Annotated in this window: 28 protein-coding genes; 8 read left to right on the top strand and 20 right to left on the bottom strand. The window is 66.0% G+C overall.

Annotation, left to right across the window (positions count from 1 at the left end):
- Nucleotides 1–10: 10 nt before the first annotated feature.
- Nucleotides 11–805: an alpha/beta fold hydrolase gene (locus tag H7F16_RS06180; protein ID WP_185796719.1), complete on the bottom strand. Its 795-nt coding sequence runs from the start codon at nt 803–805 to the stop codon at nt 11–13.
- 14 nt (nt 806–819) lie between these two features.
- Nucleotides 820–1749 carry a choline ABC transporter substrate-binding protein gene (gene choX / locus H7F16_RS06175; RefSeq protein ID WP_185796718.1) on the bottom strand — a complete coding sequence of 310 codons (930 nt, stop codon included), beginning with the start codon at nt 1747–1749 and terminating at the stop codon, nt 820–822.
- Between the two features lie 133 nt (nt 1750–1882).
- On the opposite strand from choX, the gene betI reads away from it, so the two are divergent.
- Nucleotides 1883–2470 (top strand): choline-binding transcriptional repressor BetI, encoded by a 588-nt coding sequence (betI, locus tag H7F16_RS06170; RefSeq protein ID WP_206682580.1) that lies wholly within the window; start codon nt 1883–1885, stop codon nt 2468–2470.
- A gap of 26 nt (nt 2471–2496) precedes the next feature.
- Here the strand turns inward: betI and H7F16_RS06165 are convergent, their stop codons facing one another.
- The 4 genes from H7F16_RS06165 to H7F16_RS06150 all read right to left on the bottom strand — a co-directional run bounded on the left by H7F16_RS06165 (nt 2497) and on the right by H7F16_RS06150 (nt 5276).
- The gene (locus tag H7F16_RS06165) at nt 2497–3126 is read right to left on the bottom strand and encodes a hypothetical protein (protein ID WP_185796716.1); all 630 of its coding nucleotides are present in this window, start codon (nt 3124–3126) and stop codon (nt 2497–2499) included.
- A 108-nt stretch (nt 3127–3234) separates the two neighbouring features.
- Nucleotides 3235–3864 carry an NrsF family protein gene (locus H7F16_RS06160; protein WP_185796715.1) on the bottom strand — a complete coding sequence of 210 codons (630 nt, stop codon included), beginning with the start codon at nt 3862–3864 and terminating at the stop codon, nt 3235–3237.
- Complete coding sequence (locus H7F16_RS06155; protein WP_185796714.1) at nt 3861–4406, bottom strand: sigma-70 family RNA polymerase sigma factor; 546 nt, start codon at nt 4404–4406, stop codon at nt 3861–3863. The genes H7F16_RS06160 and H7F16_RS06155 overlap by 4 nt, the downstream gene beginning before the upstream one ends.
- A gap of 123 nt (nt 4407–4529) precedes the next feature.
- Nucleotides 4530–5276, bottom strand: a complete 747-nt coding sequence (locus H7F16_RS06150; RefSeq protein ID WP_185796713.1) for a hypothetical protein — start codon at nt 5274–5276, stop codon at nt 4530–4532.
- 87 nt (nt 5277–5363) lie between these two features.
- Here H7F16_RS06150 and H7F16_RS06145 point away from each other — a divergent pair, with 87 nt between their 5' ends.
- Nucleotides 5364–6542: a multidrug effflux MFS transporter gene (locus H7F16_RS06145; protein ID WP_185796712.1), complete on the top strand. Its 1179-nt coding sequence runs from the start codon at nt 5364–5366 to the stop codon at nt 6540–6542.
- On the opposite strand, the gene dusA is transcribed toward H7F16_RS06145, so the two are convergent.
- The 12 genes from dusA to iolG form a co-directional block, all read right to left on the bottom strand.
- The gene (dusA, locus tag H7F16_RS06140; RefSeq protein WP_277818361.1) at nt 6539–7519 is read right to left on the bottom strand and encodes a tRNA dihydrouridine(20/20a) synthase DusA; all 981 of its coding nucleotides are present in this window, start codon (nt 7517–7519) and stop codon (nt 6539–6541) included. The two genes, H7F16_RS06145 and dusA, sit on opposite strands and share 4 nt — an antisense overlap.
- A 277-nt stretch (nt 7520–7796) precedes the next feature.
- On the bottom strand, nt 7797–8867 hold the full coding sequence (locus H7F16_RS06135; RefSeq protein WP_185796711.1) for a Gfo/Idh/MocA family protein: 1071 nt from the start codon (nt 8865–8867) through the stop codon (nt 7797–7799).
- 49 nt (nt 8868–8916) lie between these two features.
- A complete protein-coding gene (locus H7F16_RS06130; protein WP_185796710.1) occupies nt 8917–9675 on the bottom strand; it encodes an ATP-binding cassette domain-containing protein in 759 nt (252 codons plus the stop codon).
- Entirely contained in the window at nt 9672–10973 is a 1302-nt protein-coding gene (locus H7F16_RS06125; RefSeq protein WP_185796709.1) for a sugar ABC transporter permease, read from the bottom strand. Before H7F16_RS06125 ends, H7F16_RS06130 begins: the two co-directional genes overlap by 4 nt.
- A gap of 101 nt (nt 10974–11074) precedes the next feature.
- A complete protein-coding gene (gene xylF, locus H7F16_RS06120) occupies nt 11075–12100 on the bottom strand; it encodes a D-xylose ABC transporter substrate-binding protein (RefSeq protein WP_185796708.1) in 1026 nt (341 codons plus the stop codon).
- Nucleotides 12101–12287: 187 nt separating this feature from the next.
- Nucleotides 12288–13112 (bottom strand): TIM barrel protein, encoded by an 825-nt coding sequence (locus H7F16_RS06115; RefSeq protein ID WP_185796707.1) that lies wholly within the window; start codon nt 13110–13112, stop codon nt 12288–12290.
- 24 nt (nt 13113–13136) lie between these two features.
- Nucleotides 13137–14111: a Gfo/Idh/MocA family oxidoreductase gene (locus H7F16_RS06110; protein WP_185796706.1), complete on the bottom strand. Its 975-nt coding sequence runs from the start codon at nt 14109–14111 to the stop codon at nt 13137–13139.
- Entirely contained in the window at nt 14108–15226 is a 1119-nt protein-coding gene (locus H7F16_RS06105) for a Gfo/Idh/MocA family protein (protein WP_185796705.1), read from the bottom strand. Before H7F16_RS06105 ends, H7F16_RS06110 begins: the two co-directional genes overlap by 4 nt.
- On the bottom strand, nt 15223–16203 hold the full coding sequence (locus H7F16_RS06100) for a hydroxyacid dehydrogenase (protein WP_185796704.1): 981 nt from the start codon (nt 16201–16203) through the stop codon (nt 15223–15225). The genes H7F16_RS06105 and H7F16_RS06100 overlap by 4 nt, the downstream gene beginning before the upstream one ends.
- On the bottom strand, nt 16203–17012 hold the full coding sequence (locus tag H7F16_RS06095; protein WP_185796703.1) for an HpcH/HpaI aldolase family protein: 810 nt from the start codon (nt 17010–17012) through the stop codon (nt 16203–16205). Before H7F16_RS06095 ends, H7F16_RS06100 begins: the two co-directional genes overlap by 1 nt.
- Nucleotides 17009–18448 (bottom strand): NAD-dependent succinate-semialdehyde dehydrogenase, encoded by a 1440-nt coding sequence (locus tag H7F16_RS06090; protein WP_185796702.1) that lies wholly within the window; start codon nt 18446–18448, stop codon nt 17009–17011. The genes H7F16_RS06095 and H7F16_RS06090 overlap by 4 nt, the downstream gene beginning before the upstream one ends.
- Nucleotides 18448–19455 (bottom strand): inositol 2-dehydrogenase, encoded by a 1008-nt coding sequence (gene iolG / locus H7F16_RS06085; RefSeq protein WP_185796701.1) that lies wholly within the window; start codon nt 19453–19455, stop codon nt 18448–18450. The genes H7F16_RS06090 and iolG overlap by 1 nt, the downstream gene beginning before the upstream one ends.
- A gap of 110 nt (nt 19456–19565) precedes the next feature.
- On the opposite strand from iolG, the gene iolD reads away from it, so the two are divergent.
- Genes iolD through H7F16_RS06070 form a run of 3 tightly spaced genes read left to right on the top strand, consistent with a single transcriptional unit; the run spans nt 19566 to nt 23149 of the window.
- Complete coding sequence (gene iolD, locus H7F16_RS06080) at nt 19566–21437, top strand: 3D-(3,5/4)-trihydroxycyclohexane-1,2-dione acylhydrolase (decyclizing) (RefSeq protein WP_185796700.1); 1872 nt, start codon at nt 19566–19568, stop codon at nt 21435–21437.
- A gap of 3 nt (nt 21438–21440) precedes the next feature.
- Entirely contained in the window at nt 21441–22334 is an 894-nt protein-coding gene (iolE, locus tag H7F16_RS06075; RefSeq protein ID WP_185796699.1) for a myo-inosose-2 dehydratase, read from the top strand.
- 5 nt (nt 22335–22339) lie between these two features.
- Nucleotides 22340–23149, top strand: coding sequence for an SDR family oxidoreductase (locus tag H7F16_RS06070; protein WP_185796698.1), 810 nt, complete (start codon nt 22340–22342; stop codon nt 23147–23149).
- Nucleotides 23150–23186: 37 nt separating this feature from the next.
- Here H7F16_RS06070 and H7F16_RS06065 read toward each other — a convergent pair whose 3' ends face one another.
- Together H7F16_RS06065 and msuE are read right to left on the bottom strand one after the other, a co-directional pair.
- On the bottom strand, nt 23187–24056 hold the full coding sequence (locus H7F16_RS06065; protein WP_185796697.1) for a MurR/RpiR family transcriptional regulator: 870 nt from the start codon (nt 24054–24056) through the stop codon (nt 23187–23189).
- A 169-nt stretch (nt 24057–24225) separates the two neighbouring features.
- Nucleotides 24226–24789, bottom strand: a complete 564-nt coding sequence (gene msuE / locus H7F16_RS06060; RefSeq protein ID WP_185796696.1) for an FMN reductase — start codon at nt 24787–24789, stop codon at nt 24226–24228.
- 293 nt (nt 24790–25082) lie between these two features.
- Here msuE and H7F16_RS06055 point away from each other — a divergent pair, with 293 nt between their 5' ends.
- Genes H7F16_RS06055 through H7F16_RS06045 form a run of 3 tightly spaced genes read left to right on the top strand, consistent with a single transcriptional unit; the run spans nt 25083 to nt 25952 of the window.
- A complete protein-coding gene (locus tag H7F16_RS06055; protein ID WP_185796695.1) occupies nt 25083–25649 on the top strand; it encodes an RBBP9/YdeN family alpha/beta hydrolase in 567 nt (188 codons plus the stop codon).
- Nucleotides 25646–25825: a hypothetical protein gene (locus tag H7F16_RS06050; protein WP_185796694.1), complete on the top strand. Its 180-nt coding sequence runs from the start codon at nt 25646–25648 to the stop codon at nt 25823–25825. The genes H7F16_RS06055 and H7F16_RS06050 overlap by 4 nt, the downstream gene beginning before the upstream one ends.
- The gene (locus H7F16_RS06045) at nt 25809–25952 is read left to right on the top strand and encodes a hypothetical protein (protein ID WP_185796693.1); all 144 of its coding nucleotides are present in this window, start codon (nt 25809–25811) and stop codon (nt 25950–25952) included. The genes H7F16_RS06050 and H7F16_RS06045 overlap by 17 nt, the downstream gene beginning before the upstream one ends.
- Nucleotides 25953–25954: the final 2 nt, after the last annotated feature.

The raw sequence follows: 25954 nt of genomic DNA, 5'->3' as shown, positions 1-25954 counted from the left end.
GGCGCGCCCCTCACCCTGCCGCGACTGAGCCGACGAAATCGCGGACCAGTGCTGCGATTTGCGCGGGCTTTTCCCAATGCGGGTTGTGCCCCACACCCTCCAGCACCAGATCCCGCTCGGGGCGCAAGGCGCGCGCCAGATGCCGGTGGTGTCCGGCGGGAAAGATCATGTCCTCGGCTCCGCTGATCGCGAGAACCGGCAGGCGGACGGCCCCGGCCTCGGCGGTCAGATCGGCGCGCGCCAGCATCGCCAGACAGTCCCGCCAATCCTCGCGCCGCATCGCCACGCAGTTCCGGCGCAAGCCTTCCAGAAACGCGGGCGCGACGGGGCGGCTGCACGCATACCATTCGTCCAGAAACGGATGATCCATCGCCAGCGGCGAGGGCAGGCCCGCGAATTGCGCCGCAAGCGCCTGCAAGGCCGGACCATCCGGCCGCAGGCTGCCCGAAAGTGTCACAAGCCGCAGCAGATCAACCTTGCCCCGCGCCGCCAGCGTCACCGCCACAAGCGCCCCCATCGAATGGCCCGTAACCACCGGACGCCGCAAGCCCAGCGCCGCGACCAGCGCCTCGATATCCCCGGCCAATGTGGCAAGCGACGGGATCGGCCCGCGGAACGACCCGCCATGCCCGCGCAGATCGGGCAGCACCACATGGCACCCCGCCAGATGCGGCAACATCAGCCGGAAACTTTCGGCGCAATCGGTGAACCCGTGCAGAAAAAGCAGCGTCGGCCCTTCTCCGGCCTGTTCGTGCAGGTTCAGCCAACCGCCCCCCGGCAAGGCGACGCGCCGGGCGGGGGGCATGGGCGCAAGCGGCGTCATAGGCCAAGCGCTGCCTTCACGGCGGCAAGGCCGGGCTGACCGTCGCGCGTGGTCACATCCTTCAGCCATCCGTCCAGAACCTCGGGACGGGCCGCCAGTATCTTCTGCCCCGCCTCGCGCGGGTCCATCGACTCGTTGATCAGATAGCCCATCCCCTCGTTCTCGAAGGCGATGTCGAAGGACAGGTTCTGCAGGAACTTGCCCACGTTCGGACAGTCGGCCAGATAGCCCTTGCGCACCTGCGTGCTGACCGTCGCCGCGCCGAAGTTCGGCCCGTAATGCGCATCGCCCCCCGTCAGGTAGACCAGATCGAAGGCATTGTTCATCGGATGCGGTGCCCAGGCCTGGAACACGACGAATTCCTTGCGGTCAACCTTGCGCTGCACTTCCAGCAGCATCGCCGTCTCCGAGCTTTCCACCACGTTCCACCCTTCCAGCCCAAAGGCGGGATCGGCGATCACGTCGAACATCAACTGGTTCGATCCGGGTTCTATGCCATGCATCTCCTTGCCGAATTCCGCGCCGAAGCGGGCCAGATCCTTGAAATCCCGCACCCCCGCCTCGGCCACATAGGACGGCACGGCAAAGGTGTATTTCGCCTCGTCCAGATTGACGCGCACCCGCTCGACCGATCCATCCGCCTCGTAGGGGGCGGCATAGGTCTGCATCGCGGGGTCCCAATAGCCAAGGAACGCGTCCAGCTCGTTTTCCTTGAGCGACTGGTAGATCACCTCGATGCCCAAAAGGTCGGATTTCACCGTATAGCCCAACCCCTCAAGCACGACCGAGGCCGCCCCCGTGGTCAACGCAAGGTCGTTCCACCCCGGTTCGGCCAGCCGGACCGTGGCACAACTGTCGGCTTCGGCGGCGAAAACGGGGGTGCAAAGGCAAAAAAGCAGACTGGTGGCAACTGTGGTTCGGATCATGGCGCTCTCCCTGTGCGATGCGATTTCGCCCAACTGGACGGTGGATTGACCGATGGGACAATAAACAATCCACAAAGTCAAATCTTGTGTTTCCACGCCGGATGATTGACCAACGAACAAACGGAGAATGCCCTTGGCCTTGCGTTCCATCAGCGACATCCGGCGTCAGGAATTGCGCGCGGCAGCCTTTCGCGTCTTGCAGCGCGAAGGGGTGCAAGGCACGACCCTCGAGAAGGTCGCCGCCGAGGCGGGGGCCTCGAAGGGCATCGTGCTGCACTACTTCCGCTCGAAAGCCGAACTTTTCGAACAGGTGATGCGCGAGGCGAATCTGGTGCTGCGCGACCGCGTCAACGCGCGTCTCGCCCGCGCGGACAGCCCGCAGGCGCGGCTGATCGCCATCGTCGAGGGGAATTTCGAGCCCGACATGTTCATAGCGCCCGTCTGTCACGCATGGCTGTCGCTTTGCGCGCAGGTGCCGCGCGACGCGGCCTTGGCGCGCATCCAGCGGGTGATCCATGCCCGCATGCAGTCCAACCTGATGTCCGGCCTGCGCCCGCTTCTGCCCGTGGCCGAGGCCGAAGCCAAAGCCCTGCAAATCAGCGCCCTGATCGACGGCCTCTGGCTGCGGCTGGGGCTGGCTCCGGGATCGATGACACCCGACGAAGCCATCGCAATCGTCCGCCAGACGCTTGGCCCGTCCCTCTTGCCCCCGCCGCACTAGGGGCGGCGGCGAAAGGGGCGCGTGGCTTACCCCTCGTCGCGGGCGACAGGCTCCAGCCCCGAAAAATCAAGCTCGACCCCGGCCTGCCTGAAACGCGGCGTCAGGGCGTGGAAGCGGCGGAAATCGCTCGCGGCGCGCAGGGGCAGTTCCAGCGCCTCCATCTCGCTGCGCCCCTCTTGCAGACAGACCGCGCAGCGCGCGCCTTCTGGCTGGCCTTCGCCCGCGGGCAAGGCGTGGACCAGCACAGACAGACTGCCCAATACCGTCATATCGACCTGCCCCGCCGCACCAAGGCCAAGCGCATCGGGCGGCATCCAGCCCACAAGCGGCGTCACACCGTCCGCCACCATGCGCAGCGTCTGGAACAGCACCGCCTCGGCGGGTGTCCCCTTGATCCGGTCAAACAGCTCCGAAGGGCGCCACAGCGCCTCGCCCTGCCCCTCGACCAGAAACCTGACCGCAGACCCCGCCGCAAGGCCCGCGTCGCGCCGCGCCAGATCGAACACCACCCCGATCACGATGATCGGGTTCCCCCCCTCGCCCAGCACATCGGCGCGCGCGGTCTCTTGCCGCAACTTGGCGACAAGGTCGTGCAGCGACCGCGGAACGATCTGATGGATGAAGCAGACGGGATCGTCGATGTCGGGGGCGACCATTTCATGCCTTTCGCTCGATGTGCCGACTGTCGCAAGGATTTCGGGCAGGTCAATGGTGCGAAGATGGCAGGGCAAGGCAAGAACGGGGCACAGCCGCCCCCCGCCCTGTCACCAGCGCAGCAGCCGCACGCCGGCAAGGGCGGTGCCGGCCGCCGCCAGCAGGATCGCAAGGCCATACCATGTCACGTAGAACAACGGGTTGTCCTGAACGCAAAAGAACGAATAGCCGGCAGCGGCCCCCGATCCGGCCGCCAGCCCCGCCAGAAAGGCCGACTGCCACGGCCTGACCGAAGCGCCCTCGCGCAGCGTGAGCAGCGCGACCACCGCCGGAACCACCGACAGGCAGAGGATCAGCCCGATGCATTCCGACAGCGACAGCACCCCCACCTCGGAAAACCGCTGGCCCGCAGGCAGGCTTGCGAACGCCCGCAGCCACAAAAGCGCCGCCACGACCGCCGGACCCCACAGCCAGCCCGCGCCCGCCTTCGCCCCGGGGCGGGCTAGCCGCAGCGCCCCGCGCAGTGCCACCGCGCAGACCAGCGCAGGCAAAAGCGTCTTGGCGGCAATCGCGGGCTCCAGAACCTTGTGCCACAGATCGGCACGCACCCCCGCCAGCGCCAGAAACAGCGCCGAACACAGCACCACCGCCGCCAGCACGGCCGCAGCGATGCGGCGCGGCCGGAACAACGGCCAGACCGCATCCCGCGACAAAAGCTCGATCAGGGCATCCGTCCTCATGGTTTCGTCCCCTGCGCCAGCACCGACAGCCGCCGCATCGCCCGATGCAGCGCCACCCGCACAGCACCCTCGGACATGCCCAAGCGCAGCCCCACCGATGCCGTCGCCTCGTCCTCAAGCCCGACCGCCCGCACGATCTGGGCCGAGCGGCGGTCGAGCTGCCCGATCAGCCCCGCCACATCCCGCGCGGCCAAGCCGTCGGGCGGATCGTCGGCCACCAGCGCGTTCTCGAAGTCCTCGATCGGCAGGCTGATCGCCCCGACACGGGCGCGGAAGGCGTCGATCACCTTGTGCCGCGCAATGGTGTAAAGCCAGGGGCGCACCGGCAGATCGGGCTGCCATGTGTGGCGCTTGCGATGGATCGCCATCAGAACCTCCTGCACGATGTCCTCCTGACGGTCACGCGCCAGATTGCGCCCCCTGGCGCTGACGATCCCCCGCAAGACCGGCGTCACCTCGCGCAGCAGGCGCGCATAGGCCCGCGCATCCCCGCCAAGGGCAGAGCGCATCAGGACAGACCAGTCGTCATCAGGTAACGGCATCACATCCGTGCAATTCGTTCGGGACAGGCGGACGTTACAGCGAAATCGCCGCGCCGTGCGAAAAAGCGCGCCACGGCGCCCGGTTGCGGGCCTTGCCCGAACGCCCCCCGCCGCGCGGACAGGTCACTCTGCCAGCAGCCACTCGGCCACGCTGCCCATCAGCGGCCGGAAATAGGCGACCATCCGCCCCGGCGCCGCGGCCCCCGCCCCCACAGCCCAGGGCGCCACGCCATGCACGACAAGGCGGTGCAGCACCACGGCCTCGCCCCTCCGCTGCGGCAGCACAAGACGCGGACATTCCGCAAAGACCCGCTTGCGCGCGGCCTGATAGGCTTCGGTGATGTCCGCCTTACCCCAATCGGCCTCGGGCAGGCCGCGCAGGGCGGCAAGCAGGGCGTCGCGCATGATGCGGTGGCTTCCCTCCCACAGGACAAGGGGCGAGGCCCCCTCGTCGGCATCGTTCAGCGCCATCCCGACGATCCAGCGATGCGGCTCAACCACGCGCCGCCGCTTTTCGGGGCCTTCCGCGATCAACCCGTCCAGATGCGCGGCATCGCGGTTCAGCCGGAAGCGGAAGGCCGCCTCGGTCTCGGCCTCCGACGGCTGCGGATAGCCTGCCCGCACGACCGAAAGCTGTCCGCGATGCAAAGCCACCGGCGCAAGGCCAAGCTCGGACCACGGGAACACCCTGCCGCCCACCGCGCCCGAGGCATCGTTGGCCAAGGCGTCCAGCCCGACGAACCATGTCCCGCCGCAGCGCCATGCCTCGGTGCTGTCGGCCACGGCCCGCGCCGCAATCGGCCCCGCCGCCGCAGCCCAAGCCGCGATCCCCTGCCCCGTCACCCGCCGCCATCCTGTCCGGTCGAACATCCGCTTTTCCCCAAGGCCCCGTTTTATCTGGCACAGCACGCCGAAAAGGCGTATCCCGCGCACTTCATTTTGCCGAAGGCCCGACCCATGACAGACCGCATCGCCCGCCCCGCCCTCGTCCTGGGCCTTTTGTCCTGCATCGGCCCCTTCGCCATCGACATGTATCTGCCCGCCATGCCTGCCATCGGCGCAAGCCTCGGTGCAAGCATTCAGGACATGCAGACGACGATCACCGCCTATTTCATCGCCTTCGGCCTTGCCCAACTGGTCTATGGCCCCTGGGCCGACCGGTCTGGCCGCAAACCGCCGCTTTACGCCGGAATCGCGATCTTCATCGCAGGCTCGGTCCTGTGCACCTTTGCCCCTTCGGTCGAATGGCTCATTGCAGGGCGCGCGGTGCAGGGCCTTGGCGGGGCGGCGCTGATGGTCGTGCCCCGTGCCATCATCCGCGACATGTATACCGGCCCCGCCGCCACCCGCCTGATGGCGGCCGTCATGCTGGTCATCTCGGTCTCGCCGATGCTTGCCCCGCTTGCCGGATCGGGCGTGATGGCACTGACCGGATGGCGCGGCATCTTCGGTGTGCTTCTCCTTGCAAGCCTTGTCAGCCTTGCCATCCTGACCTTCGCGCAAGGTGAAACGCTGCCCCCCGACCAACGCCAACCCTTTGACGCCGCCGACACGCTGCGCGGTGCGAAACGGCTGCTGACCAACCGCAGCTTCATGGGGCTGACCTTCCTCGGAGGCTTCGGCATGGCCAGCTTCTTCGTCTTCATCGCCACAGCCAGCTTTGTCTATACGGGGGCTTTCGGCCTGTCGCCCACCGGCTTTTCCCTTGCCTTCGCGGTCAATGCCATCGGCTTTTTCGCCGCCTCGCAAATGGCCGGCCCCTTCGGCCTGCGCTTTGGCGCGCGTGCCGTGCTGACCGTCGCCAGCATCGGCTTTGCCACCACGACGATCCTGCTTTTCGCCTTGTCCCTCGCCGGTCTCACGCCGCTTTTCGTCTGCATCGGCGGCCTGTTCCTTGCCAATGCCTTCCTCGGCCTCGTGATCCCGACGACGATGGTCATGGCACTCGACGATCACGGCGACATCGCGGGCCTTGCCTCGTCGCTGGGGGGCACGCTGCAAATGCTGGCCGGAGGGGCGATGATCGCGGCCTCGGGGCCATTCTTCGACGGAAGCGCCACGCCGATGCTGGGGGCGATCGCGCTTTGCGGCGTGCTGTCTTTCGGCTTCGGGCGTTTCGCCCTCGCCCGCCGCTAGGCAGCCGCGCGGCTGACCTCGTCCAGCGCCAGATCAAGAAGGCCAAGCCCCGCCCCGGGCTTGGCGACCCCTTCCGACAGAACCCGCCGCCAGCCCCGCGCCCCCGGCCGTCCGTGAAACAGCCCCAGCATGTGCCGCGTGATCTGGTGCAAACGTCCGCCCCCCTCGAGATGGGCGGCAATATAGGGCTTTATCGCCTCGACCACGCCAAAAGCATCCAGCCCGTCGCCATCGCCCCACAAGGCATCCGCCCCGATCAGCACCGATCCCGGATCGTGATAGGCCGCGCGCCCCAGCATCACCCCGTCCAGCCCCGCCGCCAGCAAGTCGCGCACCTGCGCAAGCGAGGTCACGCCACCGTTGATGCAGATGGTCAGCTGCGGATAGGCCGCCTTCATCCGCTTGACCAGATCATAGTCGAGCGGCGGCACCTCGCGGTTTTCCTTGGGGCTCAGCCCCTGCAACCACGCCTTGCGCGCATGGATCACGAAATGCGTCACCCCTGCCGCGCTGACGCGTTCGAGGAAATCGGGAAGCACCTCCTCGGGGTTCTGGTCATCGACCCCGATGCGGCATTTCACCGTCACCGGCACGTCGGATGCGTCCCGCATCGCCGCCACGCAATCGGCCACCAGCGCGGGGCGCTCCATCAGCACCGCGCCGAAACAGCCCGATTGCACCCGATCCGACGGGCAGCCGACATTCAGGTTGATCTCGTCATAGCCGAAAGGCACCGCAAGCCGAACCGCCGCCGCCAGTTCCGCCGGATCGGACCCGCCCAATTGCAGCGCGACGGGATGCTCGGCCCCCGAATAGCCCAAAAGCCGGTCCTTCGGCCCATGCACCACCGCAGGGGCCGTCACCATTTCGGTATAAAGCATCGCCCGCCGCGTCATCAGCCGGTGAAAGAACCGGCAATGACGGTCGGTCCAATCCATCATCGGCGCGACCGACAGAAGATGTGGCCTGTTGTTCAAAACCTGTCCTTCAACTGCATGGCGAATGGCGACACAGCACCATGACCCGACGCGTCCGTCCGCCCATGATCTGGCGACAGACGGACATTTCGCCTGCGCTCATACAGGGCCGCGGCAAGGCCGTCGATACCCCCGATATGCGCCCAGCCCGCACAGGCGGCCTGTCACGCCCGGCCTGAACAAGGCTAAAGGCGCTTGGCGCCCGCCACCCCGTCGCCCTGACAGGGCGCGGTTGGCGGCTGCCCCGCCCGGTTCCCCGCGCCTTAGGTCGCGCGGGTCACAGCAGCAAACGCCGGTCCGTCACCGGCAAGCGCCGCACCATCCCCGCGTCGATCCCGCGGCCAAAGTCCATAGGTGCCAGCCGCACGGTCTCGCCGGTTCTCGCCGCCTCGTCTATCGCCAGAAGCGCGCGCATGTCGGCCAGCCCTTCGGCGCCATCCGCCTCGGGTGCCACGCCCTGCGCGATGCAATCCGAGAAATAGGCGATCTGCCCCGCAAAATGGTCAACCTGCCGGAATGTCCGGCGCTGTTCGTGGCCCGGCGTGCGGATGGTCATCTGCAGGACCGAGTCGAACTTGAACGCGGGGTCAAGGATCAGCTCGGCCTCCGATCCCACGATGCGGATGGTCTCCGTCTCGGCCGAACCGAAAGAGCAGAAGAACTGCGCCAGACGGTCACCGGGAAAGCGCAGCGTGACGGCAAGGCTTGCATCGATCTCGGCAAAGCGCGGGTCGGCGGCGGGGCGGCTGGCCATCGCCTGCACGGCCACGGGTTCGGCGGCAAAGACATGGCGCGCCGCGTTCAGGCAATAAACCCCGACATCGGGCAGCGCCCCGCCCCAATGGCCCGCCTTCAGGCGGTGGTTGCCCAGTTGCGTCTGAAAGCCGAAGGTCGCGGCGAAATAGACCGCATCCCCGATCGCACCGCCCCGCACCGCCTCGATCATCGCATGGGTGCCGGGTTCGTTGTGCAGCCGGTAGGCTGTCATCAGGAAGGCCCCGCTGTCGCGCGCGGCGGCCACCATCGCCTCGCTTTCCGCCATGCTGGTCGCAAGCGGCTTTTCCACCATCACATGCTTGCCCGCCCGAAGCGCGCGGATCGTGTAATCGGCATGCATTGAATTGGGCAGCGCGATGTAGACCGCGTCGATCCGGTCGCTGGCCAGCAGCGCATCATATCCCGCATAGTCCACAACCTCGGGCGCGCCGTGGAAATCGACCAGCTTGCGCGCGGCTTCGGCGCTGCCCGAAACGATGGCCTGCAGGCGCGAGTTTCCGGTCGTGGCGACTGCGGGCAGAAAGGCTTCTTGCGAAATCCATCCCGCACCGACAACGGCGTATCTGATCATATTCAGCCTTTGGGAAAATTGGGGATGGGCGCGCCTTGCGGCGCACCCGTCAGGCCGCTTTGGCCGGCTTCTTGCCCATGATGATCATGCCAAGAATGTCGTCATCGGTGACCTCGTCGACCTTGACGGTCCCGACCAGTTGCCCGTTCTTCATCACGCAGGCACGGTCGCACAGCTTCATGACGTTGTGGATGTCATGCTCGATCAGGAAAATGCCAAGGCCCTGCGCCTTCAGCTCCTGGATCAGTTCGGCCACCATCTGCGTCTCGTGCGGGCCAAGGGCTGCGGTCGGCTCGTCCATGATCAGGATCTTGGCGTTGAAATAGACCGCCCGCGCAATGGCGACCGACTGGCGCTGCCCGCCCGACAGGGCCGAAACCGGCACGCTGAACTTGCGGAAATTGGGGTTCAGACGCCCCATGATCTTGCGCGTCTCGGCCTCCATCTTGGCGTCGTTCATCAGCCCGTTGGACATGATCTCGCGGCCAAGGAACAGGTTCGACGCCGCATCGAGGTTGTCGGCCAGCGCAAGCGTCTGGTAGATCGTCTCGATGTTCTGCGCCCTTGCGTCGCGCGGGTTGCGGATCTCGACCTTTTCGCCATTGATCAGGATCTCGCCGTGGTCGGCCTGATAGGCACCGGCCAGAATCTTGATCAGCGTCGATTTGCCCGCGCCGTTGTGGCCCAGAAGCCCCACGACCTCGCCGGGGTAAAGGTCGATCGACACGTGGTCCACGGCCTTGACGCCACCGAAGGCGATCGAGATGTCGCGCATCTCGACAAGCGGAGTGCGTGCGGTGTTGCTCATTTCGTCAGCCCCATGCGCTTGCGATAGATGATGTCGACCCAGACGGCGATCACAAGGACAAGCCCCACGACGACGTTCTGGAAGGGCGTGTCCACGCCCACCATGGCCATGCCCGATTGCAGCGATTGCATGATCAGCGCGCCAAGCACCGCGCCGTAGATCGTGCCGACACCACCGGCAAGGGCCGTGCCGCCGATGACTGCAGCGGCGATCACGCGCAGTTCTTCCAGCATCCCGATGTCATTGCCGTGGCTTTGCAGGCGGGCCTGCGCGATCAGCGCCGCCAACCCGCACAAAAACCCCATCAGCGCGAAGATCTTGACGGTCAGCGCACGGGTGTTGATGCCCGACAGCTCCGCCGCATCGGGGTTGCCCCCCATGGCAAAGATATAGCGGCCAAGGCGCGTCTTGCGGGCGGTGATCGTCATGCCCACCGCGACGACGATCAGGATGATGACCGAAATCGGCAGACCGTGCATGGCCGAATAGCCTTCGGGCATCACCTCGCCCCGCGCCTCGAACAGGCGCTTGAGCTTGGCCTCCGGCACCGGATAGCGCGACAGCCATGTGACGAAAAGCATGATCGCCCCCACGACAAGCGCCATCATCACGCCCTCGGCCCAGGCGGGCTTCACGACGAAGCCGTGGCTTTGCTTGTTGCGCCGTGCCGACATCAGCCCCAGCACCGCCGCGACCGAGGCGATAACCCCCAGCACCATGCTGATCGGCGCGCCCAGCACGCCTTCGGTGCCGCCGAACATCAGCAGATGCGGGTCGGTCAGCGAAACCGACTGGCCGTTGGTCGTATACCAGTTGACGTTGCGCCAGACGAACAGACCGCCCAGCGTGACGATAAAGGACGGGATGCGCTGGTAGCCGACCAGCCAGCCGGTGATCGCCCCCATGCCCGTCCCCACCGCAAAGCCAAGCAGGATGGTGATCACGAGGATATAGGGATTGCCGTATTCCAGCCCCATCGCCTGCGGCAACCATGTGGCCTGGCTCATCGCCATGACGGCGGAGCACATGGCCAGCATCGAGCCGACCGACAGGTCGATCTGGCGCGCGACGATCACGAAGACCATCCCGCAAGCCATGATCGCCACCGGCACGGCCTGAACCGAAATGTTGAAGACGTTGCGCGGACTGACAAAGGTGCCGCCCGTCCAGATTGTGAAAACAAGCGCAATCGCCGCGAAAGCCACCAGCATCCCGAGCAGCCGGACATCAAGTTCCAGCGTGTCGATGATGCCACGCTTCGGCGCGGGCGCAGTGGCAACCTGCCCGGTGTCAGTCATGTCAGTCTCTCCTCCCCTCGGGCCACCCTGCAGGGGGTCCCGCCCGTTAAGCGCGGCGTCCCGTTGTTGCACGGGACGCCGCAATCTTTCAGCCTGTCAGCTTATTTGCAGACAGCGACGTCGCCCGTCACCCCGGCGCAAAGCACGTCCTTGGTGATCCAGCCCGCGTCGAGAACGACATTCAGGTTGTCCTTGGTGATCGGAACCGGCTTCAGCAGGACCGAGGTCAGGTCCTTGCCGCCCGGCGATTTGAACATGGCCGCACCTTCGACCTTGTCCATCGCGGTGCCGCCGGCCAGCGCCACGGCGATCTCGCCCGCGGCCTTGCCCAGCGCGCGGCTGTCTTTCCACACCGAAACGGTCTGGGTGCCAAGCGCCACGCGGTTCAGCGCGGCCATGTCGCCGTCCTGACCCGAAACCGGAATGCCGGCCATGCCCTGCGCGGTCAGCGCCGCGACCACGCCACCGGCGGTGCCGTCGTTCGAAGCGACCACGGCGTCAACGCCGTTGTTCGTCTCGGTCAGGATCTGTTCCATGTTCTTCTGGGCGTTGGCGGGCTGCCAGTCCTCGGTATAGGCTTCGCCGACGATGGTGATGTCGCCCGCGTCAAGCGCCGCTTGCAGCACTTCCTGCTGGCCGCCCCGCAGGAAATCCGCGTTCGGGTCGACGGGCGAGCCCTTGATCATGACATAGCGGCCCTTGGGGGCGGCTTCCAGAACGGCGCGGGCCTGCATCCGGCCCACTTCGACGTTGTCGAAGGTCAGGTAGAAGGCGCGCGGGTCGTCGATCATGCGGTCATAGCCGACAACCGGAATGCCGGCGTCCTGCGCGGCATCGAGGGCCGGCCCGATGGAAGCCGAGTCCTGCGCGAGGATGATCAGCGCCGAGCAGCCTTGGGTGATCATGCCTTCGATGTCGGCAAGCTGCTTGGTGGCCGAGGTCTGGGCGTCGGCCGAGATGTATTCCGCACCGGCGGCATCAAGCGCGCCCTTGATCGCGGCTTCGTCGGTTTTCCAGCGCTCTTCGCGGAAGTTCGACCAGCTCACGCAGACCTTGAGGTCGGCCGCCGAGGCCATCGAGGTCAGGCTCGCAATCGCAACGGATGCAAGCAGCAGAGTCTTTTTCATTCGTATTCCTCCCTTGGAATCACCGGCTCCCTTGGCCGGATGGCGACTTTCGCCTGCGAGTATCAAATGCGGTTCCAATTGTTTTGTCAATTTTTGTTTTTGGCAATTTTTCTTGCATAGCAATATTCACTGCATTGCAAGATGCGCCAGACCCGAACCGCAGGGGCCTGACGCGCTGCATCGTCCCTCAGGCCGCTTTCGGCAGCAGCGCACCCACATATTCAAGGCTCGCCCGCAACCGCGACATCAGGTCGGGGTCTTGCTGGACGGCGGGGCTGAATGGCTCCATCGACACGAAACCCTTGTATCCGGCGGCAAACAGACTGCGCAGTTGCGCCACATTGCCAACGCGGTCGTCGATGAAGATCAGCCCGCGATCGGGTTCGGTCAGCTCGGCAGGGCCAAGATCGCCACGCGAGATGCCCGACATATGCGCAAGGCCGATCCGCTCGGGGAACAGCTGCGTGTCACCGCAGCGGAAGAACTGGAACGTGTCGTAGCACAGCTCGTAAGCGTCCCAGCCGTCGATATCGGTCACGGCCGCAACGGCCATGTCCTGCCGTTTCATGGTCGAGCCCTTCATCCCGAGCGGTTCGACATAGCCCGTCACGCCATGCGCCTGCAAAATCGGGCGCAACTGGCGCAACCCGTCGCGCAGGTTGCGCTCGGCCTCGGCCCCGGTCCAGCCGTGGTCCTCGTTATGCACGGGGCACAGCACCACACCCGGCGCACCAAGGGCCGCGGCATAGGCGATGATCGCCTCGGCCTCTTTCGCGCGCTCGGGCGTCCATTCGTTGAAGCGTTGCAGCGCGTTGACCGAAGCCACCGCCAGCCCCGCCGCATCGAGCCGCGCCTTCACCTCGGCCGCAGGCGTGCCATCGGCAAATTCGCGCCCTTCGATATCGTTGCGGATTTCCACCGCATGGACCCCCGCCGCCATGGCAATCTGGATAAACTCGTCCAGCGCCAGTTGCGGCGCGCAGGTGCGGTTAAGGGCGAAACGGATCGGCATGGGGCTGGCTTTCTGTTCTTGGTGTCAGGTGTAAAGAGCGGGCCGCGACCCGAGGAAAAGCTGCGCCTTGGCCCCGGTCTGCAATGCGGTGACGACCTGCTCGGCAACAGCCGTTGCAACATAGCCGTCCCAGGCCGAAGCCCCGACCGGTTGGTCCGTGGCGACCGCATTCACCCATGCCCGCATCTGGATGCGATAGGCATCGGCAAAGCGCGGCACCCAGTTGGCGGGAAAGCCGTGGCCATGCTGTCGCGCGCGGTTGGCCAGCGTGACCGCAGGCGCTGCCATCTCGACCGTGCCTTCGCGCCCGACCATCTGGGCATGCACGTGATAGCCGTAATGGGCATTCATGAAGACCTCGGTCGAGACGATCTCGCCCTTGTCGGTCTCCATCGTGACCATCAACGGATCGCCCCCGGGCGCGGCATGGACGATGGCCGAAGCGAGTTCGGACCCCAGAAGCCAGCGGCTGATGTCGATTTCATGCACAAAGGAATTGGTCACCGCCATCGGCCCCGTGAACCAGTCGGGTGCTGCCGCGTTGCGGTGGATGTTGTGCAGCAGCACCGGCGCGCCGATCCCGCCCGCCTGCCGTACGGCCAGCATCTCGGCATAGGCGGGGTCGAACCGGCGCATATAGCCGATCTGCAACAGCCGCCTGCCGCCCGCCACTTCGGCATCGACGATCCGCAGCGCCTCGGCGGCGGTCGCGGCCAAGGGCTTTTCGCACAGCGCAGGCTTGCCCGCCGCGATACAGGCCAAGGCCAGCCCCGCATGGGTCGCATCGGGCGAGGCGATCACGACCGCCCCGACCCCCTGCGCCGCGATCAGGGCCATCGGGTCGGAAAAGACCTGCGCGCCCTGTGCCAGCGCCTGCGCCCGATCCGCATCGGCATCGCAAACCGCCACGACACGCGCGCCGCCCGTTTCCTCGCGCAGCAGGCGCAGATGCTCTGCCCCCATCACGCCCAGACCGATGACCCCGACCGACAGCGTCATTTCACGTCAAGCCACTCTTGCGCGGCCGACGACCGCTGGATGGTCTCGACCAGCGTCTGGATGCGAAGCCCCGCGCGGAAGTTGAACGGCTCGGGGGCCTTGCCCGCGATGGCGTTGATGTAGCCTGCCACTTCGATGGCCTTCAGATCGTTGAACCCGATCTGGTGGCCCGCCGCGACACAGAACAGGCCATAGGGCGCATGGTCGGGGCTTGCCTCGATCCGGCGAAAGCCCTGACGGCCCTTGGCATCGGCGGTCGAGAAGAAGTGCAGCTCGTTGAACCGCTCCTGACTGAAGGCCAAGGCGCCCTTGGTGCCGTAAATCTCGAAGTCATGCTGCATCTTGCGGCCCGTGGCGATCCAGTTGCCCTCGATGCTGCCCGTGGCCCCGTTGGCAAAGCGCAGGAAGGCGCGGCCCACGTCATCGACGGTCACCGCCTTGCGCCCGCCACGCCCGTCGGGGCGCTCGGCGATCATGGTCACGCAATCGCCCATCACGCGGGTGACCGGACCGCACAGGAATTCGGCGGTCGCCAGCGCGTGGCTGCCGATATCGGCCAGCGCCCCGCCGCCCGCCGGATCGTGGCGGAACGTGTAATTGCCTGCCGGATCGGCCATATAATCTTCGCAGTGGATGCCGCGATAGCCGCGGATCTCGCCCAGCTCGCCCGCCGCGATCATATCCCGCGCCAATCCCAGCATCGGGTTGCACAGGTAGTTGAAACCCACCTGCGTCTTCACGCCCCTGGCTTCCGCCGCGAGCGTCATCTCGAGCGCGTCGGCGGCCAGCGGCGCAAGCGGCTTTTCGCAATAGACATGCTTGCCCGCCGCGATGGCCGCCAGCGACATTTCCTTGTGCAGCGCATTGGGCGCGGTGATCGACACAAGGTCTATCTCGGGGTTGGCCATGATCGTCCGCCAGTCGCTTGTCGCATGGGCAAAGCCCAGCGTCTGGCGGGCGCGTTCGGCGGCGGCATCGGTGATGTCGGCCACGGTATGCAGTTCCAGATCGAACGGCAGTTCGAACACGCGCGGCGCCGAGGTGAAGCCGAAGACATGGGCCTTGCCCATGAAGCCCGTTCCGATCAGGCCGATACGCAGTTTGGGTTTGGTCATTTCACAAGTTCCTTCGCGCCCCTCAGGGCCGCAGCATTGACGACAAGCGCCGGATCAAGCTTTCCGGCAAAGAAATCGAGCACATTCTGCACCGATGACACGGCCATCCGCTCGGCAGCCTCGGCGGTAAGGCCGGCGGTGTGGGGTGTCAGGATCACCTGGTCAAAGGCCAGAAGCGGATGGTCCGCGCTCGGCGGCTCCGCATCGAAGACGTCGAGTGCGGCCGCCGCGATCTGGCCCGACCGCAACGCATCGCACAGCGCCGCCTCGTCCACGATCCCGCCGCGTGCCGTGTTGACGATGATCGCCCCGCGCTTCATCGACGCGATCTCGGCGGCCCCGATGATCGGCCTGTCGGCTTTCGGGATATGGACCGAAACGAAATCGGCCACCGCCAACGCGGCAGACAGATCGTCGGCGCAGGCGACCGGCCCCTCGGGCCAGCCCTTCGCCGCAAGATAGGGGTCATGCGCCACGATCTTCATGCCGAAGGCCGCGGCCATCACCGCCAGATGCCGCCCGATCCGGCCGTATCCGATGATGAGCAGCGCCTTGCCCGACACCTCGCCCTGTTCCAGCCTGTTGCGCCAGCCCCAGGGCCCGTTCCGAACAGCGCGGTCCGACCGGATCAACTGCTTGGCACAGGCAAGGATCTGCATCATCGCATGTTCCGCGACCGAGACGGAATTCACATCGCCCACGATGCACAGGGGAATGCCGCGCGCGTTCAGCGCAGCCACATCCACCGCGTCATAGCCCACCCCGTGGCGCGACACGATCTTCACCCGCGCGGCCTTGGCCACGCTGGCCGCCGTCATCGGCTGGGTGCGGATCACCATGCCGTCGGCCTGCTCCAGATAGGGCTGGTAGCTGTCCTCGCTGATCTCCTCGACATGGGTATAGGTCACCCCCGCCGTGGCATCCAAAAGCGCCAGCCCAGCCGGATGCAGCTTTCCGGCGATCAGGATATGCGGCATCAGTAAGCCCCCTTTTCCGTCTTTCCGGTCGCGCCATCCGTCAGCTTGCGAAAGCCCGCGACGGCGGCGCCTGCGGCAGCGGCAAGAAAGCGGCTGTCGCCGCCCACGGTTGTCATATTGAAACCCCAGCCGATGGCGCGGGCGGCATAGTCCGGCGTGCCGCAATGCAGGGCGGCGCGGATGCCGTTCCTCTTGCAGGCCGCGACGATGGTTTGCAGCGCCGTGATCATCTCGGGTTCCTCGCGGTCGAAACCGGGGGCAAGGCGGCCTTGCGTCAGCGACAGCGTCAGATCGGCGGGGCCGACATAGATGCCATCCAGCCCCGGCGTCGCGGCGATGGCGTCAAGGTTCGCCATGCCCTCGGCCGTTTCGATCATGGCAAAGGCAAGCATGTTGTCATTCGCCTCGCCCGCGTAATTCGCCCCCGCCGCGAACGAGACGCGGGTCGGGCCAAAGCTGCGCTGCCCGTGGGGCGGATAGCGCATGTAGCTGACGAAGCGCGCGGCCTCCTCGGCGCTGTTCACCATCGGGCAGATGATGCCATAGGCCCCCGCATCCAGCGCCTTCATGATGATGCCGGGTTCCAGCCACGGCACGCGGGCCATCAGCGTGGCCCCGCTTGCCCGCATCGCCTGAAACATCGGCAAGACGCTGGAATAGTCCAAAGCCCCGTGCTGCATGTCGATGGTGATGCTGTCAAACCCCTGCGCCGCCATGATCTCGGCGGTAAAGGGGTTGCCGATGCTGCACCACCCGTTGATCGTGGGCTTTCCTTCCGCCCAGAGCGCCTTCAGCTTGTTCGGTATCATGCCCACACCATCTGGCTTGATTTCACGTCAAGGTAATCGCGGATGCCTTCGATCCCGCCTTCGCGGCCCATGCCCGAATGGTTGGTCCCGCCAAAGGGCGCTTCCGAAGCCGCCATCGCGAACGAGTTGATCCCGACCATCCCCGCCTTGAGCGTCTGCACCGTCCGCCGCGCGCGGGCGGGGTTGGTGGTAAAGGCATAGGCCGACAGGCCCATGTCGCAGGCATTGGCCCGCGCCAGCACCTCGTCCTCCGAGGAAAAGCGGGTGATCGCGGCGATGGGGCCAAAGTTTTCCTCGGCCATCACGCCCATTTCGTCGGTGCAACCGGTCAGCACCGTGGGTTCAAAGAAATGCCCCGCGTTGAAGCCCGAAGCCCGCGCCCCGCCGGTCGCAACCTTCGCCCCTGCCGCAACGGCACCGGCGACGATCTTCTCCATCTCGGCCAGACGGCCCGCGTTGATCAGCGGCCCCATGCCCACGCTCGCATCCAGCCCGTCGCCCAGCTTGATCGCGCGGGCGCGGGTCACGAAACCGTCGACAAAGGCATCGTGCAGGCTTTCATGCACATAGAAGCGGTCACCCGTGACGCAGACCTGCCCCGCATTGGCGAACTTGGTCGGCACGGCAAGGTTCAGCGCGCCTTCCAGATCGGCATCGTCATAGACGATCACGGGGGCATTCCCGCCCAGCTCCATCGACACCTTCTTCAGCGTCGCCGCCGCGTCGCGGATCATCTGCTGGCCCACGCGGGTCGATCCGGTCAAGGACACCTTGCGCACCGATTTCGCCGCCATGATCGGCGCATAGGTGGCACCCGTCGGCCCGACAACCAGATTGACTGCGCCGGCGGGCAAGCCCCCCGCACGGCAGCAGTCAACCATGACCATCGCCACACCCGGAGTCTGGGAGGAGGGGCGCAGGATGGTCGCACAGCCTGCGGCAAGGGCGGGAGCCACCTTCCTTGCGATCAGGGCTGCGGGAAAGTTCCACGCGGTAAAGGCCGCGACGATGCCGACCGGCTCATGGTGCACCTCGAAGCGGCCATTCGGCACGCGGCTTTCGATGATGCGCCCATAGATGCGGCGGGCCTCTTCGGCATACCAGCGGAACTGGTCGATGCTAAGGCCCCATTCGCGGCCCGACTGGGCAATCGGCTTGCCGGTTTCAAGGCTGATCATCCGCGCCGCCTCGTCGGTGCGGCGGATCATCTCGTCCGCGATGCGGTGCAGCGCATCGGCACGGTCAAAGGCGGGGGTGGCGGCCCATGCCTTCAACCCCTGCCCCGCCGCGGCAATCGCCGCCTCGGTGTCTGCGACCGATGCTACGGGGCATTCGCCCAGCGACTGTTCGGTGACAGGGCTGAACACGGGTGCGGTCGCGCCCGTGACGCTGGCACGCCACGCACCTGCGATGAAAAGACCGAAGCGGGAATACATCAGTTCAGCTCCTTGACGGCGACGACACGCCCTTCGGCGATCGATTTCAAAGCGGCTTCCGCCAGAACGAGGGCCAGACGCCCGTCCTCGAACCCGACCGAAGGGGCGCGGCCCGTCTCGACCGCATCGACGAATTCCGAGATTTCGGCGTCGAAAGCCTCGCGGTAGCGTTCGATGAAGAAATTGAGCAGCGGTTCGGCGCGGTCGGTGAATTCGGCCTTGTGCAGCGTCATCCCGTGCGCGCGGCGGTTTTCCGACAGGGCCATCCCCTTGGTGCCAAGGGCTTCAACTCGCTGGTCATAGCCGTAAACCGCCTGACGCGAGTTGTTGATGATCGCCTGCTTGCCGCTTGCGGTTTTCAGCACCACCGTCACCGTGTCGTAATCGCCCAAGCGGTCCATCAGCGCAGGGTCCACCAGACGCGAGCCCGTGGCGAAAACCTCGGTCACCTCCTCGCCCAGGATGAACCGCGCCATATCCAGATCGTGGATCGTCATGTCGCGCAGAATCCCCCCCGAAACGGCGGTATAGGCCGGCGGCGGCATTCCCGGATCGCGCGAGGTGATGACGACCTGATGCAACTCGCCGATCTCGCCCGTCTCGATGGCGCGGCGCACGGCGGCATGGCCGGGGTCGAACCGGCGCACGAACCCGAGCTGGATCGCCACCTTGGCGCCCGCAATGGTCGTTGCACAGCGGTTCACGCGCGCAAGGCTCAGGTCGATGGGCTTCTCGCACAGCACGGGCTTGCCCGCCGCAACGGCCAGTTCCAGCAGGTCGGCATGGGTATCGGTCGCCGTGGCGATCAGCACCGCATCCACGTCCTTCGACGCAAAGACCGCTTCGGCCGAGGCAAAGACCGGCGCGCCCGTCTTGGCCGCAACGGCCTGCGCCGCAGGGGCGTGAATGTCGAACACACCCGCAAGCACCGCACGCGGATGGGCCGCGATGTTTGCGGCGTGCATCACGCCGATGCGCCCGCAGCCGAGCACAGCGATCCGGATCATGTTTTTTCCTCCCGATTCAGTCTTTGCAATATTCATTGCGTTAAACACCTATTGTCAACACGCAATGCGCGATATTATGGTCACGACCAAGATTGAGGGAGGAATGCTCTATGGAACACTCGACGATTCGCCTGACCATGGCACAGGCCGTGGTGCGTTGGCTGACGGCGCAGGTCACGGAAATCGATGGCCAGCGCGTGCCTTTGTTTGCGGGTGTCTTCGGCATATTCGGCCACGGCAACGTCACCTGCCTGTCCGAGGCGCTCGAATCGGTGCAGGACAAGCTTCCCACATGGCGCGGCCAGAACGAACAGTCGATGGCCCTTGCCGCCGTGGGCTTTGCCAAGGCCAAACGCCGCCGCCAGATCATGATCGCCACCTCCTCCATCGGGCCGGGCGCGCTGAACATGGTCACCGCCGCGGGCACGGCCCACGCCAACCGCCTGCCGATCCTGCTGATCGCGGGCGACACCTTCAACAACCGCCTGCCCGATCCGGTGCTGCAACAGGTCGAACATTTCAACAACCCGACCGTGACGGTGAATGACGCCTTCAAATCCGTGACCCGCTACTGGGACCGCATCACCCACCCCGCGCAGATCATCTCGTCCCTGCCGCAGGCCGTGGCCGCCATGCTCGACCCGGCCGATTGCGGCCCCGCCTTCATCGGCCTGCCGCAGGACACGCAGGAAATCGCCTTCGACTATCCCGCCGTCTTCTTCGAGGAGCGTCTGTGGTCGATCCCGCGCCCGCGCCCCGACCGCCGCGCCATCGCCGATGCGGCAGCCCTGCTCAAGACCGCGAAGAAACCGCTGATCATCGCAGGCGGAGGCGTGCGCTATTCGGGCGCCGAAACCGTGGTCGCCCGCTTTGCCGCCGAACGCGGCATCCCGGTTGTCGAAACCCTCGCCGGCAAGGGCGGGCTGACCCATTACCACCCCGTCCACGCTGGCCCCCTCGGCATCATCGGGTCGACCTCGGCCAATGCACTCGCCGCCGAGGCCGATGTCATCATCGCCATCGGCACCCGCCTGCAAGATTTCACCACCGGCTCCTGGACAGCCTTCTCCAAGGACGCGCGCTTCATCTCGATCAACGCCGCCCGCTTCGACGCGGTCAAGCACCGCGCCCTCGCCATCGTGGGCGATGCGCTGGAAAGCGTCGAGGAACTCGACGCGGCACTTGCGGCATGGAAAGCCCCGGCCGACCACATGCCCCGCGCCAAGGCGCTTTTCGCCGAATGGGACGCCCTTCTCGACAGCCATCAGGCCCCGACCAACACCGCCATCCCGACCTATGCGCAGGTGGTCAATGTCGTGAACCGCGCGGCGGGCGAGAAAGACACCCTGATCGCCGCCGCAGGCGGCATCCCCGGCGAGGTTGCCAAGGGCTGGCGCGTCAAGGCCCCGAACAGCTTCGACCTCGAATTCGGCTTTTCCTGCATGGGCTACGAAATCGCCGCGGGCTGGGGCTGCGCGATGGCGCAATCCGGCCCCGGCGCGGTCGGCGGCACGCCCATCGTGATGCTGGGCGACGGCACCTACATGATGATGAACTCCGACATCTACTCTGCCGTGCTGTCGGGCCATAAGATGATCGTCATCGTCTGCGACAACGGCGGCTACGCCGTCATCAGCCGCCTGCAACAGTTCAAGGGCGTGCCCGGCTTCAACAACCTGCTGAAAGACTGCCGCATCCAGAACGCCGATTCCCCGCTGCACGTCGATTTCGCGGCCCATGCCGCGGCGATGGGGGCGGCAACGCGCCATGTCGAAAGCCTGACCGATCTCGAAGCCGCCATGACCTGGGCCAAATCCAACGACCGGACCACCGTCATCTCGATCACCACCGATGCCTATTCATGGGTTCCCGGAGATGCCGATTGGGATGTAGGTGTGCCCGAAGTATCCACCCGCGAGAGCGTGCAGAAAGCCCGCGACAGCCAAATCGCCATCCGCGCCAAACAGCGCATTGGAGTCTGACCTATGAAAGCCAAACTTGGTATCGCCCCCATCGCATGGTGGAACGACGATCTTGCCGAACTCTCCGACGATGTGAGCCTCGAGGAATGCCTCCGGCAAGCCTCGGTCGCGGGCTTCACCGGCATGGAGACCGGACGCCGCTTCCCGATGGACATGGCCGAACTGGGCCCGATCCTCAAGAAATACGGCATCAGCGTCTGCGGCGGCTGGTTCTCGGGCCTGTTGCTCGACGGGGATATCGAGGTCGAGAAAGACCGCATCGCCGCGCAGCACGCCTTCTTCAAGGCGGCGGGCGCCCCCTGCATCGTCTACGGTGAAACCGCCCGCTCGATCCAGGGCGTCAAATCCGCGCCCCTCGCCACCAAGCCGAAACTGGCCGAGGCCGAGGTCGCCGCCTATGGCCGCAAGATCAGCGACTTTGCCGACTGGTGCGCTGCCAACGGCATGCCGATCAGCTACCACCACCACATGGCCGCCGCGATCGAGACCGAAGCCGAACTCGACCTGTTCATGAAACACTCCACCGTGCCGCTGCTGTTCGACGCGGGCCATATGGCATTCGCGGGCGGCAACAACCTGCGCGTCATCGAAAACCACTGGAAACGCATCACCCATGTCCACACCAAGGACATCCGCCGTTCGGTCGTCGACGGTCTGGACCGCTCGAAAGAGTCCTTCCTCGATGCGGTGGTAAAAGGGGCCTTCACCGTTCCGGGCGACGGCTCGCTCGATTTCGAAGCCATCGTCAAGGCGCTGGCGGGCAAGGGCTACGAAGGCTGGTTCGTCGTCGAAGCCGAACAGGACCCCAAGGTCTCGCCCCCGCTCGAAATGGCGATCAAGGGCCATAAAGAGTTGATGCGCGTCATGGCCGCCGCCGGATACGAGGTGGTGCAGTGAACCGCATGGACGGGAAAGTCTGCGTCGTCACGGGGGCGACGCAGGGTCTCGGGGCCGCCATTGCCCGCCGCCTTGCCGCGGCGGGTGCGGCAGGCATCGTCATCACCGGCCGCAATGCCGAACGCGGCGCCCATGTCGCCCGCGAGATCGCCGAGGCGCATGGCATCTGGGCGCATTTCCTGCAAGCCGACTTCGGCCGGATCGAAGATTGCCGCAGGGTCATCGCCGAAACCGACCGCCTCTTCGGCCGTATCGACGTGCTGGTAAACGCCGGAGCCTCGACCGCGCGCGGCACCATCGTCGACACCACGCCCGAAACCTTTGACGAGCTGTTCTCGACCAACGTGCGCGGCCCCTATTTCCTGATGCAGGAAGCGATCAAGCTGATGATCGCCAAGGGGATCGAAGGCGCGATCTGTAACATCGGCTCGATCTCGGCCCTCGCGGGCCAGCCCTTCATCAACGCCTATTGCGCCTCCAAAGGGGCGCTGACGACGCTGACCTCCAACACCGCCTTTTCGGTGATGGCCAACCGCATCCGCGTCAACCAGCTCAACGTCGGCTGGATGGCATCCGACCACGAACGCGAGATTCAGGCAGCCGGCGGCGATGCCGACTGGGAGGCCAAGGCCGCCGCCGCCCTGCCCTTCGGTCGCCTCGTCGATCCGGCCGAGACAGCGCGCGCCGTCAACTTCCTCGTCTCGGACGACGCGGGCCTGATGACGGGCGCAATCGTCAATTTCGACCAGTCGGTCTGGGGCGCGGTCGCGGGCGGAATGCCCGTGCCGGACGGGCCGATGCAACTGCCAGCCTGAACCGGTCGGGGCGCGGCCCGAACCGCGCCCTGTTCCCTTACGGCCCCGTCACCACCGGAATACGCGGGTCGTCGCTGTTCTTTTGCAACCGCGAGGCCAGCGCCACGCACAACGCCTGCGCCAGACACATGGGCGCGGCAAGGCTGCGCGAGAAGGTGTATTCATGTTCCGGCACCGCGAACATGATCTTGGCCATCTTGGCATAGGGCGACAGCGTGCTGTCGGTGATGGCGATGATCGGCACGCCCCGTCCGGCGGTTTCCTCGGCCACGTTCACCACCTCGGTCGCATAGAACCGGAAGGACACCACGAAAAGCATGTCCGTGGGCCGCGCAACCTTGGCCATATGCGTGGCCAGCCCCCCGCCCGCATCCAGAAGCACCGTGCGCTTGCCCAGCATCGTCAGCACATAGCGCAGCAACTCGACCACAGGGGCCGAACGCAATTGCCCCAGCAGATAGATCGTATCCGACGCCTCCATCAGCGCCGCCGCCTCGGCCAGCTGGCCTGCATCCATGTTCGACAGCAAATCCTGCAAGGACGCGACATCCCGCGTCACCAGATCGGCAAGGAAACCCAACTCCCCTTCCCGCGCCCCGCCAAGTTCGGCCTCGAGCGCACGCACCCGCGCATCGAAGCCCGGCGCTGCGGTCGACAGACGCCGCTGGAACACGGCCTGCAACTCCTTGAACCCCTTGTAGCCCAGCGACTGCGCATAGCGCACGAAGCTCGACGCATGGATCCCGCATTTCTGCCCGATGGCATTGACCGACAGCACAGCCACATCGTTGGGGTTCTGCGTCAGGTAAAGCGCGATCCGCTGGTAGGACTTGCTCATGTCCTCGTAACGGTCGTGGATCAGCTTTATCAGTTCTTCATAGGATTCGGGCGGGCGGTAAGAGACCATGTGTCACATCCAGACGTAAGGGCAAAAGCTGCCCGCGCCCCGCAGTCCACCACCCGCAGCAAAACTTGTCAAACGGATTGCAATGCATTTATCGCTGCATTGCAGACCCTGTTGCAAGACCCGGCCCGCAGGCGGGACAGGTCCGCAAAACCGGGGCCGCCCCTGCGGATCATGCGCTCAGTACGAACACCTCGGGCTGGGTCCGGCGGGTGAAGTAGGGCGACAATTGGCCCACCGCCCGCTCCAGCCGGTCGGTCAAAGCGGACGAGGCGGGCTGGCCCGAAACGAAATCACGCTCCGACGCATAGACGCCGGTTTGCAGCGTGCGCGCCTCGAAGAAGCCGAACAGCGGGCGCAGCTGATGCTCGATCACCAGCGCATGGCGGTCGCCGCCCCCCGTCGCCGCGAGCAACACCGGCTTGTCGCGCAGCGCCTCGGGGTCGATCAGGTCGAACAGGTGCTTGAACAGGCCCGTATAGCTGCCCTTGTAGACAGGGCTTGCCACCACCAGCGCATCTGCCGACAGGATCACATCCAACGCCGACCGCGCGGGCGGGGCCAGATCGGCGGCCCGCCGCGCCGTGCCAAGCGACGGCCCGAAATCCGCAAGATCGAAGACCGCCCCCAAGGCTTCGAACCGGCTTGCCGCGGTGGCAACCGCGGTCTGGACCAGCGCGCGGGTCTTGGACGGGCGGTCAAGGTTTCCGGAAACTCCGATGATGGTGCTTGTCATGGTCGGGCCTTATCTCGATATGATCTGTCGTGATTAAGATGCCCGCAATTCCGCCCTCCGGCCATTCCAAACCTTGGCCCGAAACAGAAGGAAACCCCTGCCGCGCGCGACAGCCGGGAAAGGATAATTCCCCGCCCCACCCTTTCCCCGCGCGCACGGAATACACGGCCGCGACCCGCGCGCCCGTCCGCCCCGCCCTGCGGCGCAATAGGCATTTTCTCTTTTGCACCCCAAGTTTGGAATCCCAATCACGACAAACGTGGTAGTCTTTTCCTGCAACCAAGGAGCATGCCATGCCCAAAACCCTGATTCTGCCCGGCCTCGACGGCTCGCCCGCCCCGCACTGGCAGCATTGGTGGGCCACGATCGACCCCTCGGCGCTGACCGTCGAGCAGTATGACTGGTCCAACCCGACCCCCGAGGCATGGGAAACCGAACTCGCAGGCGCCATCCTGAACCATCCCGGATGCATCCTGGTCGGCCACAGCCTCGGCGCGATCCTCGCCGCGCGAATCCTGACACGCTGGCCGCAACTCAGGGTGTCGGCGGCCCTCCTCGTCGCCCCCGCCAACCCCGAAACCAGCCAGCGCCTCGCCGCCTTTGCCGGCTTGCCCGACTGCCCGCTCGGCGTGCCCGCAACCGTCGTGGCCAGCCGCAACGACCCGTGGATGGGCTTTGCCCAAAGCAGCGCATTGGCCACGACGTGGCGGGCCGACCTCGTCGACCTCGGCTTTGCGGGCCACATCAATTCCGCCAGCGGCTACGGGCCTTGGCCTGCCGCCCTCGCCCTGCGCGACGCCCTTGCCGCGCGGGCGCAACAGCACCGCCCCTCTCGTGACCTGCAAAGGGCCATCGCATGACCCCGACCATCCGCACCGCCCGACGCACCAGCTATCCGGCGCTGATGCTTTTCGGCCTTGTCTACATCGCGGCCCTTGCCATCGTCATTGCCCCCGAAAGCCTGCGCGGCGCTTCCGGCGGCGGGGCCGCCCCGATCTTCGCCCCGAAAGGAGATGCCGATGTTCTGCGCCCATGATCCCGGCTTGGCCGTATTCCTTGCGGAAACCGCACCCGATGACAGCCGCGCCCCCGGCCGTCTGGAATGGGCCGCGTTTTCGGTGACGGCGCTCTTGGCGCTGCTCGTTCTCTGCGTGCCGTCCTGATC

Origin of the sequence: Paragemmobacter straminiformis (assembly GCF_014243445.1) — a bacterium.
Classification (GTDB): Bacteria; Pseudomonadota; Alphaproteobacteria; order Rhodobacterales; family Rhodobacteraceae; genus Paragemmobacter; species Paragemmobacter straminiformis.
The sequence above is the reverse complement of the archived record's forward strand: the minus strand, read 5'-3'. Positions and strand labels throughout refer to the sequence as shown.

Excerpts from the sequence above, each read along its gene's own strand:
- iolE (WP_185796699.1), top strand. The coding sequence starts at position 21,441 with ATGAAAGCCAAACTTGGTATCGCCCCCATCGCATGGTGGAACGACGAT.
- iolG (WP_185796701.1), bottom strand. The coding sequence starts at position 19,455 with ATGATCCGGATCGCTGTGCTCGGCTGCGGGCGCATCGGCGTGATGCAC.
- H7F16_RS06130 (WP_185796710.1), bottom strand. The coding sequence starts at position 9,675 with ATGAGCAACACCGCACGCACTCCGCTTGTCGAGATGCGCGACATCTCG.
- H7F16_RS06125 (WP_185796709.1), bottom strand. The coding sequence starts at position 10,973 with ATGACTGACACCGGGCAGGTTGCCACTGCGCCCGCGCCGAAGCGTGGC.
- H7F16_RS06165 (WP_185796716.1), bottom strand. The coding sequence starts at position 3,126 with ATGGTCGCCCCCGACATCGACGATCCCGTCTGCTTCATCCATCAGATC.
- H7F16_RS06045 (WP_185796693.1), top strand. The coding sequence starts at position 25,809 with ATGTTCTGCGCCCATGATCCCGGCTTGGCCGTATTCCTTGCGGAAACC.
- xylF (WP_185796708.1), bottom strand. The coding sequence starts at position 12,100 with ATGAAAAAGACTCTGCTGCTTGCATCCGTTGCGATTGCGAGCCTGACC.
- H7F16_RS06110 (WP_185796706.1), bottom strand. The coding sequence starts at position 14,111 with ATGACGCTGTCGGTCGGGGTCATCGGTCTGGGCGTGATGGGGGCAGAG.
- H7F16_RS06135 (WP_185796711.1), bottom strand. The coding sequence starts at position 8,867 with ATGATCAGATACGCCGTTGTCGGTGCGGGATGGATTTCGCAAGAAGCC.
- H7F16_RS06065 (WP_185796697.1), bottom strand. The coding sequence starts at position 24,056 with ATGGTCTCTTACCGCCCGCCCGAATCCTATGAAGAACTGATAAAGCTG.
- H7F16_RS06070 (WP_185796698.1), top strand. The coding sequence starts at position 22,340 with ATGGACGGGAAAGTCTGCGTCGTCACGGGGGCGACGCAGGGTCTCGGG.
- msuE (WP_185796696.1), bottom strand. The coding sequence starts at position 24,789 with ATGACAAGCACCATCATCGGAGTTTCCGGAAACCTTGACCGCCCGTCC.
- choX (WP_185796718.1), bottom strand. The coding sequence starts at position 1,749 with ATGATCCGAACCACAGTTGCCACCAGTCTGCTTTTTTGCCTTTGCACC.
- H7F16_RS06155 (WP_185796714.1), bottom strand. The coding sequence starts at position 4,406 with ATGCCGTTACCTGATGACGACTGGTCTGTCCTGATGCGCTCTGCCCTT.
- H7F16_RS06090 (WP_185796702.1), bottom strand. The coding sequence starts at position 18,448 with ATGTATTCCCGCTTCGGTCTTTTCATCGCAGGTGCGTGGCGTGCCAGC.
- iolD (WP_185796700.1), top strand. The coding sequence starts at position 19,566 with ATGGAACACTCGACGATTCGCCTGACCATGGCACAGGCCGTGGTGCGT.
- H7F16_RS06100 (WP_185796704.1), bottom strand. The coding sequence starts at position 16,203 with ATGCCGCATATCCTGATCGCCGGAAAGCTGCATCCGGCTGGGCTGGCG.
- H7F16_RS06145 (WP_185796712.1), top strand. The coding sequence starts at position 5,364 with ATGACAGACCGCATCGCCCGCCCCGCCCTCGTCCTGGGCCTTTTGTCC.
- H7F16_RS06105 (WP_185796705.1), bottom strand. The coding sequence starts at position 15,226 with ATGACCAAACCCAAACTGCGTATCGGCCTGATCGGAACGGGCTTCATG.
- H7F16_RS06160 (WP_185796715.1), bottom strand. The coding sequence starts at position 3,864 with ATGAGGACGGATGCCCTGATCGAGCTTTTGTCGCGGGATGCGGTCTGG.
- H7F16_RS06115 (WP_185796707.1), bottom strand. The coding sequence starts at position 13,112 with ATGCCGATCCGTTTCGCCCTTAACCGCACCTGCGCGCCGCAACTGGCG.
- H7F16_RS06150 (WP_185796713.1), bottom strand. The coding sequence starts at position 5,276 with ATGTTCGACCGGACAGGATGGCGGCGGGTGACGGGGCAGGGGATCGCG.
- H7F16_RS06180 (WP_185796719.1), bottom strand. The coding sequence starts at position 805 with ATGCCCCCCGCCCGGCGCGTCGCCTTGCCGGGGGGCGGTTGGCTGAAC.
- H7F16_RS06055 (WP_185796695.1), top strand. The coding sequence starts at position 25,083 with ATGCCCAAAACCCTGATTCTGCCCGGCCTCGACGGCTCGCCCGCCCCG.
- H7F16_RS06050 (WP_185796694.1), top strand. The coding sequence starts at position 25,646 with ATGACCCCGACCATCCGCACCGCCCGACGCACCAGCTATCCGGCGCTG.
- H7F16_RS06095 (WP_185796703.1), bottom strand. The coding sequence starts at position 17,012 with ATGATACCGAACAAGCTGAAGGCGCTCTGGGCGGAAGGAAAGCCCACG.